This window comes from Streptomyces sp. WM6386, assembly GCF_000972385.1.
Lineage (GTDB): Bacteria > Actinomycetota > Actinomycetes > Streptomycetales > Streptomycetaceae > Streptomyces.
Map to the genome: position 1 here is coordinate 36,609 of NZ_JXTE01000010.1, position 13,425 is coordinate 50,033.

13 protein-coding genes are annotated in these 13,425 nt (G+C 71.3%); 10 read left to right on the top strand and 3 right to left on the bottom strand.

The features are described from left to right. The first annotated feature begins 135 nt into the window (after positions 1–135). The 5 genes from TN53_RS08560 (at position 136) to TN53_RS08580 (ending at position 5,541) form a co-directional block, all read left to right on the top strand. Complete coding sequence (locus TN53_RS08560) at positions 136–699, top strand: winged helix-turn-helix domain-containing protein (RefSeq protein WP_046257812.1); 564 nt, start codon at positions 136–138, stop codon at positions 697–699. A gap of 69 nt (positions 700–768) precedes the next feature. Beyond that, positions 769–1,776: an SDR family oxidoreductase gene (locus TN53_RS08565; protein WP_046257813.1), complete on the top strand. Its 1,008-nt coding sequence runs from the start codon at positions 769–771 to the stop codon at positions 1,774–1,776. Positions 1,777–1,882: 106 nt separating this feature from the next. After that, positions 1,883–3,148 (top strand): sensor histidine kinase, encoded by a 1,266-nt coding sequence (locus TN53_RS08570; RefSeq protein ID WP_046257814.1) that lies wholly within the window; start codon positions 1,883–1,885, stop codon positions 3,146–3,148. After that, the gene (locus TN53_RS08575) at positions 3,133–3,786 is read left to right on the top strand and encodes a LuxR C-terminal-related transcriptional regulator (protein WP_046257815.1); all 654 of its coding nucleotides are present in this window, start codon (positions 3,133–3,135) and stop codon (positions 3,784–3,786) included. Before TN53_RS08570 ends, TN53_RS08575 begins: the two co-directional genes overlap by 16 nt. A 180-nt stretch (positions 3,787–3,966) precedes the next feature. Continuing rightward, on the top strand, positions 3,967–5,541 hold the full coding sequence (locus TN53_RS08580; RefSeq protein WP_046257816.1) for a DUF1996 domain-containing protein: 1,575 nt from the start codon (positions 3,967–3,969) through the stop codon (positions 5,539–5,541). A gap of 54 nt (positions 5,542–5,595) precedes the next feature. On the opposite strand, the gene TN53_RS08585 is transcribed toward TN53_RS08580, so the two are convergent. Further along, complete coding sequence (locus TN53_RS08585; RefSeq protein ID WP_046257817.1) at positions 5,596–6,009, bottom strand: hypothetical protein; 414 nt, start codon at positions 6,007–6,009, stop codon at positions 5,596–5,598. Positions 6,010–6,125: 116 nt separating this feature from the next. Between TN53_RS08585 and TN53_RS08590 the strand changes: the two genes are divergently transcribed. The 5 genes from TN53_RS08590 to TN53_RS08610 all read left to right on the top strand — a co-directional run bounded on the left by TN53_RS08590 (position 6,126) and on the right by TN53_RS08610 (position 11,353). After that, entirely contained in the window at positions 6,126–6,638 is a 513-nt protein-coding gene (locus TN53_RS08590; RefSeq protein ID WP_199924535.1) for a tetratricopeptide repeat protein, read from the top strand. Between the two features lie 49 nt (positions 6,639–6,687). Continuing rightward, a complete protein-coding gene (locus TN53_RS08595; RefSeq protein ID WP_046257907.1) occupies positions 6,688–8,607 on the top strand; it encodes a hypothetical protein in 1,920 nt (639 codons plus the stop codon). Between the two features lie 99 nt (positions 8,608–8,706). After that, positions 8,707–9,594 carry a metal-dependent hydrolase gene (locus TN53_RS08600; RefSeq protein ID WP_046257818.1) on the top strand — a complete coding sequence of 296 codons (888 nt, stop codon included), beginning with the start codon at positions 8,707–8,709 and terminating at the stop codon, positions 9,592–9,594. Further along, complete coding sequence (locus TN53_RS08605; protein ID WP_046257819.1) at positions 9,594–10,607, top strand: PDR/VanB family oxidoreductase; 1,014 nt, start codon at positions 9,594–9,596, stop codon at positions 10,605–10,607. The genes TN53_RS08600 and TN53_RS08605 overlap by 1 nt, the downstream gene beginning before the upstream one ends. 56 nt (positions 10,608–10,663) lie before the next feature. Continuing rightward, positions 10,664–11,353: a TetR/AcrR family transcriptional regulator gene (locus TN53_RS08610; protein WP_095046374.1), complete on the top strand. Its 690-nt coding sequence runs from the start codon at positions 10,664–10,666 to the stop codon at positions 11,351–11,353. Here TN53_RS08610 and TN53_RS08615 read toward each other — a convergent pair. Continuing rightward, positions 11,350–11,703, bottom strand: coding sequence for a 5-carboxymethyl-2-hydroxymuconate Delta-isomerase (locus TN53_RS08615; protein ID WP_046257821.1), 354 nt, complete (start codon positions 11,701–11,703; stop codon positions 11,350–11,352). The two genes, TN53_RS08610 and TN53_RS08615, sit on opposite strands and share 4 nt — an antisense overlap. 66 nt (positions 11,704–11,769) lie before the next feature. After that, positions 11,770–13,392 carry a fused response regulator/phosphatase gene (locus tag TN53_RS08620; RefSeq protein ID WP_046257822.1) on the bottom strand — a complete coding sequence of 541 codons (1,623 nt, stop codon included), beginning with the start codon at positions 13,390–13,392 and terminating at the stop codon, positions 11,770–11,772. Positions 13,393–13,425 lie beyond the last annotated feature (33 nt).

Below are 13,425 nucleotides of genomic sequence, written 5' to 3' on the forward strand. Positions count from 1 at the left end.
GACTTCGACCGGGTGTGTTGCCGCGCGGTGAACGCGCGGGCCCTCTAAAGCCGTACACCCCTTCGGCCTTCGGCCAGCGCGCAGTCGACGTACGTCCACCGACGAACCTCCTCGCGCGAAAAGAGCTGACTTCTCATGGCGACCACTCGTTCCCTGTCCACCGCCACTCTCCCCACCCCGTCCGAGAGCGGCGCACGGCATCGACTCCGGGCCGTCGGCCCGGACGACGTCCCCGGCGTCGTGGACTTCCTGCCGCCCGGCGCCACCTGGCTGCCCGCCCCGCAGCACACCCTGCCCACCCTGCCGGGCCGGCCGCCGATGATCGGCTACCTGGTGCTCGTCCCGGCCGACCAGCAGCCGCCCCTCCTGCCGGACCCGGCGGGCCAGGCCGGCGAGGCCGAGGGCGACCCGCTCGTCCGTATCGACACCGTGCAGCGCACCGCCGAGGTGAACGGCACGGAACTCGACCTGACCTACCTGGAGTTCGAGCTCCTCGCCCATCTCGTCGCGCACCCGCACCGGGTGCACACCCGCGACCAGCTGGTCACCACGGTGTGGGGCTACGGACATGTGGGCGACGGCCGTACCGTCGACGTCCACATCGCCCGGCTGCGCCGCAAGCTGGGCGCCGAGAACCGCCAGGCGATCCAGACGATCCGCCGGGTCGGCTACAAGTACTCCCCGCCGACCGGGCGCTGACGGCACCGGTCGTCTGCTGACGGCAAATATGCCTCCCGTGCGGCCGCTTCGGCGTGCAGAGTCGGTGCCATGAGACTTCTGGTGCTGGGCGGTACGGAGTTCGCGGGACGGGCCGTCGTCGAGGCGGCCCTCGGGCGCGGCTGGGACGTGACCGTCTTCCATCGTGGACGGCACACACCCGTGGCCGGGGTGCGGTCGCTGCACGGCGACCGCACCGCTCCCGACGGGCTCGCCGCACTCGCCGGGAGCGGCGGCTCCTGGGACGCCGTCGTCGACACCTGGTCGGCAGCGCCGTCCGCGGTGCGGGACGCGGCGCGGCTGCTGCGGGACCGCGTCGGGCGGTATGTGTATGTGTCGAGCCGCTCGGTGTACGCGTGGGCGCCGCCCCCCGGGTACACCGAGGAAGCTCCTCTGGTGGAGGGCGCCTCCGCCGACGCCGGGCAGAGCGACTACGCCCGGGACAAGCTGGGCGGTGAGCTGGCCGCGACCGAGGTCTTCGGCGCGGACCGCTCGCTGCTCGTCCGGGCGGGGCTGATCATCGGGCCATACGAGAACATCGGGCGGCTGCCGTGGTGGCTGCACCGGATCGCGCGGGGCGGTCCGGTGCTGGCGCCCGGGCCGCGGGAGCTGCCGTTGCAGTGCATCGACGTCCGGGACCTCGCCGAGTGGGTCCTCGGGGCGGTGGAGCGGGAGCTGAGCGGACCGTACAACGTGACGGGCGAGCGTGGGCACACCACCATGGGCGCGCTCCTCGACGCCTGCTCGAAGGTGACCGCAGGCGCCGCCGACCTGCGGTGGACCGACCCGGACGTGGTGCTCGGCGCGGGAATCGAGCCGTGGACCCAGCTGCCGGTGTGGGTGCCGCCGGGCAGTGATCTGGAAGCCGCGCTGCACAGCGCCGACGTCTCGCGGGCCGTCGGGGCGGGGCTGCGCTGCCGGCCGGTGGCGGAGACCGTGGCCGACACCTGGAGCTGGCTGCGGGAGATCGGCGGGAGCGCGCCGCAGCGGCCCGACCGGCCCGCGGTGGGCCTTGACCCGGCGGTGGAGGCGAAGGTGCTGGGCCTCGACGCGGCGTGACGGGGGGCGCACCAAGGGGTGTACCAGGGGGTGTACCCAGCACCACCCCCTGACCCGGTGTCCAAGCCCCGTGCCCCCGCCCGCCCCCTCGGCCAGACTGGCTGCCATGGACATCGAGACACCGCGCGACAGCGGTCGCACAGGGGCAAAAGGCATGGGGCGGGCGGCGGTTCGGGGGTTGGGGCTGGCGCTGGTGGCGCTGCCGGGGGCCGTGCTCTGCTTCACGCTCTCCCTGGTGTCCTTCGCGCTGATCCCGATCGGGGTCGGGATCGTCACCACACCGTGGGTGCTGACCGGCGTACGGGCGTTCGCGGACTGGCGGCGGGTGCTGGCCGCCGAGTGGGGCGGGGTGCGGATCCCGTCGGCGTACCGGCCGATCCCCCAGGACGCCAACCCGTGGACGCGCACCTTCGGCATGCTGCGGGACCCGGCGACCTGGCGGGACTTCCGGTGGCTGCCGGTCGACATGACGGCGGGCTTCGTCACCGCGCTGCTGCCTGCCGTGCTCGTGCTCTACCCCCTGGAGGGGTTCGCGCTGGCGGCGGGGCTGTGGCGGGTGTTCCCCGACGGGTACTGGTACGGATTCGTCCCCGTCACCGGACAGGCCTCGGCGCTGGCCGCCGCCGCCCTCGGGCTCGTCATCCTCTTCTTCGGCCACTTCTTCGCCCCCCGGGCGCTCCAGGCCCACTTCCGGCTCACCAAGGCCGTTCTCGGTGCCGGCCGGGGTGAACTCGCCGAGCGGGTACGGGTGCTGACCGAGACGCGGCGCGATGCCGTGGACACCTCCGCCGCCGAACTGCGGCGCATCGAGCGGGATCTGCACGACGGGGCGCAGGCCCGGCTGGTCGCCATGGGCATGGACCTGGGCACCATCGAGATGCTCCTCGACAAGGACCCGGGGAAAGCCAAGGAGTTGCTCGCGCAGACCCGCAAGTCCTCCGTCGACGCCCTGGCCGAACTGCGCGACCTGGTCCGCGGCATCCATCCGCCGGTGCTGGCCGAGCGTGGACTGGGGGACGCCGTGAAGGCGTTGGCGCTGCGGCTGCCGCTGCCCTCCGAGGTGACGGTGGAGCTGACCGGGCGGGCGGACGCGCCGGTCGAGGCGGCGGCGTACTTCGCGATCAGCGAGGTCCTCACCAACGCCGTGAAGCACTCCGGCGCCGACCGGCTCTGGATCGACCTGCACCACACCGAGGGCATGCTGCGGATCACCGTCACCGACGACGGCAAGGGCGGCGCGGCGATCGGGGCGGGTTCGGGTCTGGCCGGGGTCGAGCGCCGGCTGGGTACATTCGACGGCGTCCTGGCCGTCAGCAGCCCCGCGGGCGGTCCCACCATGGTGACCATGGAGATCCCTTGCGTGTTGTCCTAGCCGAAGACCTGTTCCTGCTGCGCGACGGACTGGTCCGGCTGCTGGAAGCCCACGACTTCGAGATCGCCGCGGCCGTCGAGTCCGGCCCCGAGCTCGCCCGCGCGCTGGCCGAGCTGGAGCCGGACGTCGCCGTGGTCGACGTACGGCTGCCTCCCACGCACACCGATGAGGGCCTGCAGTGTGCGCTCGACGCCCGCCGGGCGCGGCCCGGGCTTCCCGTGCTGGTGCTGTCGCAGCACGTGGAGCAGCTGTACGCGCGCGAACTGCTGGCCGACGGCACCGGCGCCGTGGGGTATCTGCTCAAGGACCGGGTGTTCGACGCGGCGCAGTTCGTGGACGCCGTGCACCGGGTGGCGGCGGGCGGCACCGCGATGGACCCACAGGTCATCCAGCAGTTGCTGACCCGGCGGGCCGCCGCGGACCAGCCGCTGGGCCGGCTGACCCCGCGGGAGCTGGAGGTGCTGGAGCTGATGGCGCAGGGCCGGTCCAACGCGGCGATCGCGGGACAGCTCGTCGTCACAGAACGGGCCATTGCCAAGCACACCTCCAACATCTTCACCAAACTGGACCTCGAGGTGTCGGATGACGACAATCGACGCGTTCTGGCGGTCCTCGCCTATCTGGACCAGGGCCGGTGAACGGTTGCTGATTTTCTGTAACTTCCGCTGTTCAGGCGATTGTTGTGGCCGGACAGCCGAGTAATCCTCTGATTTGTTTGTGAGGCGACTGAACACCCGTGGGACCAGGTCCGTATGGAACTGCGCCGCTTCACTCCTGTCGGGCGACTCGACGCCCCGCAAGGAAGTCAGAGGAGTTCCATGGGACGCAACATTCGCAAACGCCGTACGTCGATGACCACCAAGGTCGTGGCCGGGTCGGCAGCCCTAGCGCTCGGTGGGGGCGGGCTTGTCTGGGCGAACTTCTACGCCTCGGCGCATGAGTCGGGGTCGGGACAGAACCAGGTCAAGGCCGCCGCAGCACAGATCGCCACGATCCAGTGCCCGGACGTCGGCCAGAAGCTGACGAACGTCCCGAACGGCGCCCGGTCCGGCGTGAGTACGGAGCTGGCGAACCTGGACAAGCAGATCACGGAGGCCTACGCCCGGCTCGCCTCCACGCGCCAGGCGCAGACGAACGACACGGGATTCGTCCAGAACGCGATCCTCGGCCCGCTCAAGGACAAGCGGACCGCGGCTCTGGACCGGATCCGGATCAACATCCAGCGCGCCGGCGGCGCCAACCCCAACCTGGGCCAGTTCGCCGGATGCACCGGCGTCCCGGCCGAGCAGCCGCAGACCAACGACGGCGAGGCCGGCCAGAACGACGGCGGTCAGCAGCAGGGCGACGGTCAGCAGCAGGGTGACGGCCAGCAGCAGGGCGACGGTCAGGACCAGGGCCAGGACAACGGCCAGGATCAGGGTCAGGACCAGGGCAACGGCCAGCAGAACGGTCAGGGAGGCAACGGCCCGACGGCCGACGACTTCGTGGACATCACGCAGGTCCAGGCCAACGCCCAGCTGGGTGTGGGCGCCAACGGACTCGCGGCGAACGGCCGGTCGGGTTCGCGAGGCACCTTCACCACCAAGTGCGGCACCAACGGGAACGACAACCACAACACGGACAACGTGATCGTGGCGCCCGGTGTCTCCAACGGTGCTCACCACCTGCACGACTACGTCGGCAACCAGAGCAACGACGCGTTCGCGAGCGACCAGGAGCTGGCGGCGGCGCAGACCAGCTGCCAGAACCAGGGCGACAAGTCGTCGTACTTCTGGCCGGTGCTGCGACTGCAGGACGGTTCGCAGGACTTCGACCAGAACGCGGCCGGCGGTGGCACCGAGGGCAACGTGGGCACGATCCTCCAGCCCGCGCAGGCTCAGCTGAAGTTCGTCGGCAACAAGAAGGGCAACGTCGTCGCGATGCCGACGGCCCTGCGCATCATCACCGGTGACGCCAAGGCGTTCGTCAACGGCAACGCCAACGCCAACGTGAACTGGAGCTGCACCGGCTTCGAGAACAAGGTCCAGCTCGAGGACAAGTACCCGATCTGCCCGCAGGGCAGCCAGGTGGTGCGCACGACCAACTTCCAGAGCTGCTGGGACGGTCAGAACATCGACAGCGCCAACCACCGCACCCACGTGGCGTTCGTCCAGGCCGACGGCACCTGCGCGAACAACTTCAAGGCGATCCCGCAGCTCCAGGTCCGGCTGGTCTACAACGTTCCGGCCCCGACCATCGAGAACGGGACGGTCGTGAACCCGTACGCGGTGGACACCTTCCCGGAGAACCTGCACAAGCCGATCACCGACCACAACGACTTCATCAACTTCTTCTCCGCGAACACGATGAACAAGCTGGTCAAGTGCATCAACACCGGCCAGAAGTGCCAGTGAGCTAGCGCATGGGAAAGCCGGCGGTGGGATGTCCCACCGCCGGCTTTCTCGTGCTCAGTGACTGCCGGAGTGCGCGGTGTGGTCCTGGCCCTCCTCGATGTCGCCGCCGAGCGTGGCGCGCAGGGTGGTCACCGTCTTGGTCTCGCCGACGGCGATCCACTTGCGGCCCACCAGGTAGTGACCGCCGTAGTCCTTGGCCCCGTTGATCCACTCGCGCTGGCCGCGGTCGGTGGCGAAGGTGGCCAGGATGAACTTGCCGTCGGCGTCGCTCTTGCGGCACGAGGCCTGGCGGATCTCGTCGGCGTCGATCTGGATGGTCGGAGCGCAGCCCACCTCGGCGGCCAGGTGCTCGAGGCTGCCGGTCGCCGTCTCCGGTACGGCGGCCTTGTCGTCGTCGCCACCGGAGCCGCAGCCGGTCAGTACAAGAGCCGCCGCGGCAACCGCGAGCATCGGTCGGGTCAACCTCATCTGTTCCTCCGGAACCTTCCCATGGGCCTGGGTGCCCGTCCCCTTGCATACGGCTGTGGGGCAAGGTGTGCTCAAATTCGCTGCCTTCGTGGGCACACCCGTGCGACAGTGTGCCGGTGAACGAGGACTGGGAACAGCAGATCACGGCCGCCTGGGCCACTTTCGACGAGTATCCCGAGGACCGGGCCGCCGATTTCCGGGCGGTGATCGACGCCCTGGTCGCCGAGCTTCCCGCCGGCAGCCCGGACGGCCCCTTCGAGCGGGCTTGCGCCTGGGACTCGACCGGACACTCCGACAAGGCGGCCCCGCTGTACCGCGAGGCACTGGCCCTGGGGCTGAGCGGCTACAAGGGCCGCCGCGCCAAGATCCAGCTGTCCAGCTCGCTGCGGAACATCGGACAGGCCGAAGAGGGCGTCAAGCTGCTGACACCCGAACTCGACGCCCCTTCGGACGAGTTGGACGACGCCGTACGAGGGTGTCTGGCACTGTGCCTGTCCAGCCTCGGCCGGGACCGCGAGGGCCTCTCCCTCGTCCTGGGCGCGCTCGCCCCCCATCTGCCGCGCTACCAGCGGTCGATGGCCAACTACGCGCGGGCGCTGGTCGAGCCGGAGGATCCGTCGGGGAGCTGAGCCACCCGGACGGTGGTGACCAACCAACGATTCGCTCGTTTTGCTGAACGTGCAGTCACAGGATGTCGCCCCGCCCCCCGCACCCGCCTCCCCCGAGCCGTTCGTCGATGTCGAACAGGCCGAGGCCGCGCTCGTCGAACACTACCCACGGCTCGTCCGGCTCGCCTATCTGGTGCTGCCGCCGAGCCTGGGCCGCAATCGGCGGGTCCTGACCGCGCACGCCCTCACCCAGCGCGCCCTGCCCCGGGGGCGTGCCTCCACGCCCGTCATCCCGGCCCAGTCGACCGGCCGCGACGGCGACCCCGGGTACGCCCTCGTCCGTCTCCAAGTGCTGCGTACGGCACTGGAGGCGGGCCTGCCACTGGTCCGCAAAGCGTGGCCCAAGCGCTCCCAGCTGCCGCCGCTGCTCCCCCAGGTGTGGGGCCTCAGACTCTTCCCCCGCTCGGGCGGGGCCGATGAACTCGCCCTGGACCAGAAGCTGTCCGCCCTGTCCGGCCCGGCCCGCGCCGCCTACGTACTGCGCGGCCTGGAGCGGCTCCCGGACGGCGATGTCCGCCGGGTACTGACGGCGGCCGGTGTGGCGGAGCCGGACGAGGCGCTGGAGGAGGCAGACACCGTCCCGGCCCAGTACCCGCTCCTCGACTCCGCCGAGTTCGACCCCTGCTCGCTCCAGGCCCGGCCCACCGACCTGATGCGGCGCCGGCAGCACATGAAGGCCGCGCTCGCCGCGGCCGTGGCCGTCACCGTGTGCGGGGCACTGCTCGGCCTGCCCGGTGACGGCTGGGGCCCGGACGGCGCGGCCGCTCCCGCGTACGCGCAGAACCCGGCCGCCCAGGCCGCCCTCGACCCGGGCCGGGTGACGAGGGTCCCGGCCACCGCCTGGCAGGCCGCCTCGCGCAACGACTTCTCCGTGTGGCCCGCCCGCGGCGACCTCACCGACGACACCGCGCTGCTGCGCCGCGCCCTCGCCGTCTGGGCCCGCCCCGGCGAGACGGTACGGGTCTCCGCGACCCCCGGCACCCCGTCCGGCGGCCCCTCGGGACCGGCCCAGCTCCTGTACGCCGGAAACGTCGACAACGCGCGCGTGGTGATCCTCTACGACGGTCTGCGCATCGCCCGTTACGCCGAGCCGCAGGACGGCACGCAGGGCGCGGCCCTCGACTTCGCGCGGGTCGACGGGGCGACGTCGGCCGAGGCGAGCGCGGTCGTGCTGGGCCGGGCCGACGGCAATGTCCGCTATCTCATGGCGCCTTGGGTGACAAAGGCCGCCGAGCGGGATCTTCTGAAGCCCTCCGCCGGCACGATGGCCCTCACCCTGACCGACGGGGTGACCTCGCCGCTGGCCGGACCCGCCCAGCAGACCGGCGGCTGCACGTCCTGGAACGTCCTCCAGCTGAGCGACCGCAGTGGCACCCGTCTGATGAGCGACCTCGGCGAACTGGTCCCGGCCCGGCTCACCACCGGCCGCCCCGGCGCGCTCCACGAGGCGTACGGCGCTCAGGCGCTGCGCACCTGGGCGCCGTACGCCTGCTCCCTGTCGGCGATGCGCTCGGCGGGCGTACGGACGGTGAACGCGTGGCCGTACGCCGAGCAGCGGCTGCCCGACGCGAGCGGTGCCGCGGAGTGGATGTGCACGCGCGCCGAGACCTGGCGTGGTGGCGGCACCCGTGTGCTGGCGCAGTTCCGCACTCCGGGCGGGGCGTACGGGGCGGTCGCGGCGAAGGCCGAGAACGTCCCGGCGTGCGGACCGCGGGACCCGCATGTGCTGGCGGGTGTGCTGTGGAAGTCGGAGGCGGGCGACTGGTATCTGCTGGCGGCCGGCAGCAAGGACACGGCGTCGGTCGGTGCGACGGGTGCGGTCAGTGGCTCCGCCCGGGGCAACCTGCTGACCGTGAAGACCAAGGAAGGCGCGCAGGCCGGGCTGAAGGGGACGCTGGAGGACGGGCGGTCGATCAACGGGCTGCGGTAGGGAGCGGGCCCGCTCAGCCCAACAGGCTTGCTGACACTGACGTAAACAAGAGCGTGCGCGAGGGTTCCCGGAAGACTTACCCGTCAGTACATTGACGCCATGTCCAACACGCCGGACCGGGTGCCGCTCAAGGCGCGGAAGGTGTCCTTCGCCTGGGAGGACACTCCGCTCCACTGGGTGCCCGGCGATCCCTTCACCACACACACCATCAATGTGCTCCATCTTCTGCTGCCGGCCGGCGAGCGCTGGTTCGTCCACGTCTACAAGCAGGTGTTGCCGCTCATCCGGGACGAGCAACTGCGCGAGGACGTCATCGGGTTCATCGGCCAGGAGGCCATGCACTCGCAGGCCCATGACGAGGTGCTGCCCCATCTGAAGGAGCTGGGTCTCGATCCGACGCCCTACACCGCGCAGATCGACTGGTTCTTCGAGAAGCTGCTCGGCGACCGGACCCTGCCGCCGGGCAAGGCGCGCAAGTGGTGGCTGCTGGAGCGTGTGGCCCTCATCGCGGCCATCGAGCACTACACCGCCTTCCTCGGCAACTGGGTGCTGAACGCCGAGGAGTTGGACCGGCGAGGCGCCGATCCCACCATGCTGGACCTGCTGCGCTGGCACGGTGCCGAGGAGGTCGAGCACCGCTCGGTCGCCTTCGACCTCTTCCAGCATGTGGACGGCAGCTACCGGCGCCGGGTACGCACCTGGGCCACGGCGTTCACGACGCTGGTGTTCCTGTGGCAGCGCGGGGCCCGCTTCTTCATGACGAACGACCCGACACTGGCCGACAGCAGGGCGAGCTTCAAGGACTTCCACGTCCGGGGGCGGCGCGGTGTGCTGCCCGGGACCGGCGACATGCTCAGGTCGATACCGCGCTATCTGAGCCGCGCCTACCACCCCTCCCAGGAGGGGTGCACCGAGCAGGCCGTCGCCTATCTGGCCTCCTCCCCCGCCGCCGTCGCGGCCCTCGCGGCGGAGAAGGGTGCCGAGTGATGCCGAAGCCCCTGACCGTCGTGCTCGTCGCGGGGGCCGCGCTCCTCACCCGCCGGGCGATGCGCCGCCGTATCCAGGCCTCGCCGCTGTGGCCGATGCCCGCGCTGGACGAGCCGGTCTCCGGGCGGCCCCGGTCGCGGGCGCTGCGGCTGCTGGTGGCCTCGCGCGAGGAGGCCGCCGACGGGGTCGTACAACTGCTCCTGGAGGGAAAGGACTTGCCGCGCTGGGAGCCCGGCGCGCACCTGGACCTCGTCCTGCCGTCGGGCCTTGTCCGGCAGTACTCGCTGTGCGGGGACCCGGCGGACACCTCGTCGTACACGGTGGCGACCCGGCTGGTGACGGACGGGCGGGGCGGCTCGCGCGAGGTGCACGAACAGGTGGCCGAGGGGATGGAGCTGGAGGTGCGCGGGCCGCGGAACCGCTTCCCGCTGGTCGAGGCACCCTCCTACGTCTTCGTCGCGGGCGGCATCGGGATCACGCCGATCCTGCCGATGCTGAGGGCGCTGCCGGACGGTGCGGAGTGGCGGTTGCTGTACTGCGGGCGGTCACGGGAGTCGATGCCGTTCCTGGCGGAGCTCGAGGAACTGGACCAGGTGACCGTCGTGGCGGGTACGCCCGAACTCGGCGCGCTGGACGTGCCCGAGGATGCCGCCGTCTACTGCTGCGGTCCTGAAGGGCTCATGGCGGCGGTCGAGGAGCGGTTCCCGCAGGTGCACCTGGAGCGGTTCACGCCCCGCGCCACCGCGCCGGGGGCCGCGTTCGAGGTCGAACTCCGGCGCAGCGGACGGACGTTGGCGGTCCCGGCGGACTCCTCCGTGCTGGCCGCCGTGCGCCGGGAACTGCCGAACACGCTCTACTCCTGCGAGCAGGGTTTCTGCGGGACCTGCCAACAGCGGGTGCTGGAGGGCGAGGTGGACCACCGGGACGAGTTGCTGACGGACGCGGAGCGCGGGGACTCGATACTGATCTGCGTTTCGCGAGCACGAAGTGAGCGACTTGTGCTGGATATGTGAACACCCGTGTCCGGACCGGGCCGTTCCGGGCCGGATCCGATCGGTAAGGTGTTCGCATGACTACCGGGGTACGGCGAAGAATGGGAGTCGAGGAGCGGCGGCAGCAGCTGATCGGCGTTGCCCTCGAACTGTTCAGCCAACGCTCGCCCGACGATGTCTCCATCGACGAGATAGCGACCGCGGCAGGCATCTCCCGCCCGCTGGTCTACCACTACTTCCCCGGCAAACTCAGCCTCTACGAGGCCGCGTTGAAGCGTGCGGCCGACGATCTCGCGGACCGGTTCGTCGAGGCGCGGGAAGGGCCGCTGGGCACGCGGCTGCTGCGGGTGATGCGGCGGTACTTCGACTTCGTGGACGACCACGGGCCCGGTTTCGCGGCGCTGATGCGGGGCGGCCCGGCCGTCGGCTCCTCGACGACCAACGCGCTCATCGACTCCGTACGGCAGGCCGCGTATGACCAGATCCTTTCGCATCTGCGGGTGGAGAACCCGCCCGCGCGGCTGGAACTGGTCATCCGCTCCTGGATCTCGCTCGCCGAGTCGACCGCGCTGATCTGGCTGGACGGCCGGCGCATCCCGCGCGACGAGCTGGAGGTGCAGCTCGTGCACGACTTCGCGGCACTGGCCGCGGTGAGCGCGGCCCACGACGAGGAGATGTCCGCGCTGCTGCGCCACATGCTCAGGGACGAGCCGCACGACGGCCCCTTCACCGACCTGGCGGCCCGGCTGATCGCGCTGGCGTCCTAGAGCACGGCCTTGGTGTAGGAGGCGTCCAGGTCGCGTACCTCGGCGGAGAGGTGCACGGCGACGCCGTCCGCGGGCCCGACGTGCTTGCGCAGCAGTTCCACGACCGCCTCGGTGAGCTTCGCCTTGGTCTCCTCGGACCGACCGGCGAGCAGGGCGAGCGTCACGTTCACGATCGCGTGGTTCTCCTTCTCGCCGCCGACCGCCTCGTCCTCGGTGCGCAGCACCCGGGTCTTGCACGCCTCGAGCTTCGCGGCCGCCGTCTCGACGACGACCGGGTGCAGCGCCAGGGCGAACTCCTCCCAGTCGACATGGTCGAGATACGGGGAGCGTTCGATCGTGATCTGCGGCATGAGGACTCCTGTTCTAGGGCGACGAGGGCACCCTAACCGTCGTACAAGAGCCCTCACAGGGCCGTCTCACCCCAGCCGCAGCGCCAGCATCGCGATGTCGTCGTCCCGGTCGTGGCCGAAGGAGGCCAGAAGGGTGTCGCACAGGGCGTCCAGGCCGGGCAGGGAGCCGGCGGCGGCCGCGCGGAGGTGCTCCATCGAGGCCGAGAGGTCGGTGCCCCGGGTCTCGATCAGGCCGTCGGTGACCATGAGGAGCCGGTCGGTGGGTTCGAGGAAGAGCTCGGTGGTCGGCGGGTGGGGCAGCCCGACTCCGAGCAGCGGACCGGCCGCCTTGACGTAGTCGGCGCTGCCGGTGTCCCGGACGATCAGCGGGGGGATGTGTCCCGCGTTGGCGATCAGGGTGCGCCCGGTGCCGGGGTCGATCAGGGCCAGACAGACCGTGGCCGTGAGGTCGGGGTGGTAGCGCTGGAGCATCCGGTCGAGGCGCTGCGCGAGCACGGCCGGGTCGCTGTCCTCGACGGCGTAGGCGCGCAGCGCGTGCCGGATCTCCACCATGACGGTCGCCGCGTCCAGCGAGTGCCCGACGACGTCGCCGACCGCGGTGAGCACGCCCTCGTCCGTACGCAGCGCCGCGTAGAAGTCGCCGCCGATCTCGGTCTCCGGGGACGCGGGCACATAGCGGACCACGACGTCCATGCCGGGCAGCTCGGGCAGCCGGTGCGGCTGGGGCAGGAAGCTGTGCTGGAGGGTGAGGGCGACATGCCGCTCCACCTGGTACATGAGCAGCGGTTCCGCGGCGAACGCGGTGGCCTGGGTCAGCTGGGCCAGCAGGCTCTCGCGCTCGGGGCCCAGCCGCCGCATCCCGCGCGCGGGCGCGGCCAGGCACACCGTGGCCCTGCCGTCCTGTGTGCGGACGAGCGCCAGCCGGGCGTCGTGCTCCACGCCCGGCCGGAAGTACCCGGCCGGCCACAGTGGCGCGGGCACCGTGGTGAGCTGCACGCCGACGGCCTGTCCCCGGGTGAGCCGCTGGAGCAGCGCGGCCACCGCCCGGTCGGCCCCCTCGTCCGGCAGGGCGACGGGAACGCGGTCCCGGGACAGACCCCGGTACAGCCGGTCCTCCTGGTCGAGGACGAAGACGGCGGCGGGGGTGCCGGTGACCCGCGAGATGCCCTCGGCGGCCGCGTCGGTGAGTTCCGGCAGGGAGCGCGCCGCCTGGATGGTGACGATCGTCTCCGACAGCAGTGTCAGCCGTCGTACCAGCGCCCGGTCGTCGGCCCGCACTTGTGCGTTGCGCACGGCGGCCCGGACCACGGCCTCGATCTCCAGGGGCTCGGCGGGCACCTTCAGATAGGACTCGAATCCCGCGCCCAGGCCCTCGCAGCAGTCGACCGGGGCCACGTTGGCCGCCGAGAAGTGCACGACGGGCAGCCCGGCCGTGTGCGGCCGCTCCTTGAACAGACGGCACAGTTCGAAGCCGCTCATGTCCGGCAGGCCCACGTCGACGAGGGCCACGTCCGGCAGGGTGCCCTTGCGCAGCCGATCGTCGAGTTCGGCGAGCGCCTCGTGACCGCTGGCGACCGGAACGACCCGGTGGCCCGCACGGCTCAGCAGGGTGCTCATGGCGTACCGGCTTGCCTCCGCATCGTCCACGACCATCACGGTCGTGCCTGTCAGGTCTCCGTTGACGTCCATGTGTTCAGCCCTTGGACAGCACGATGGGGCAGA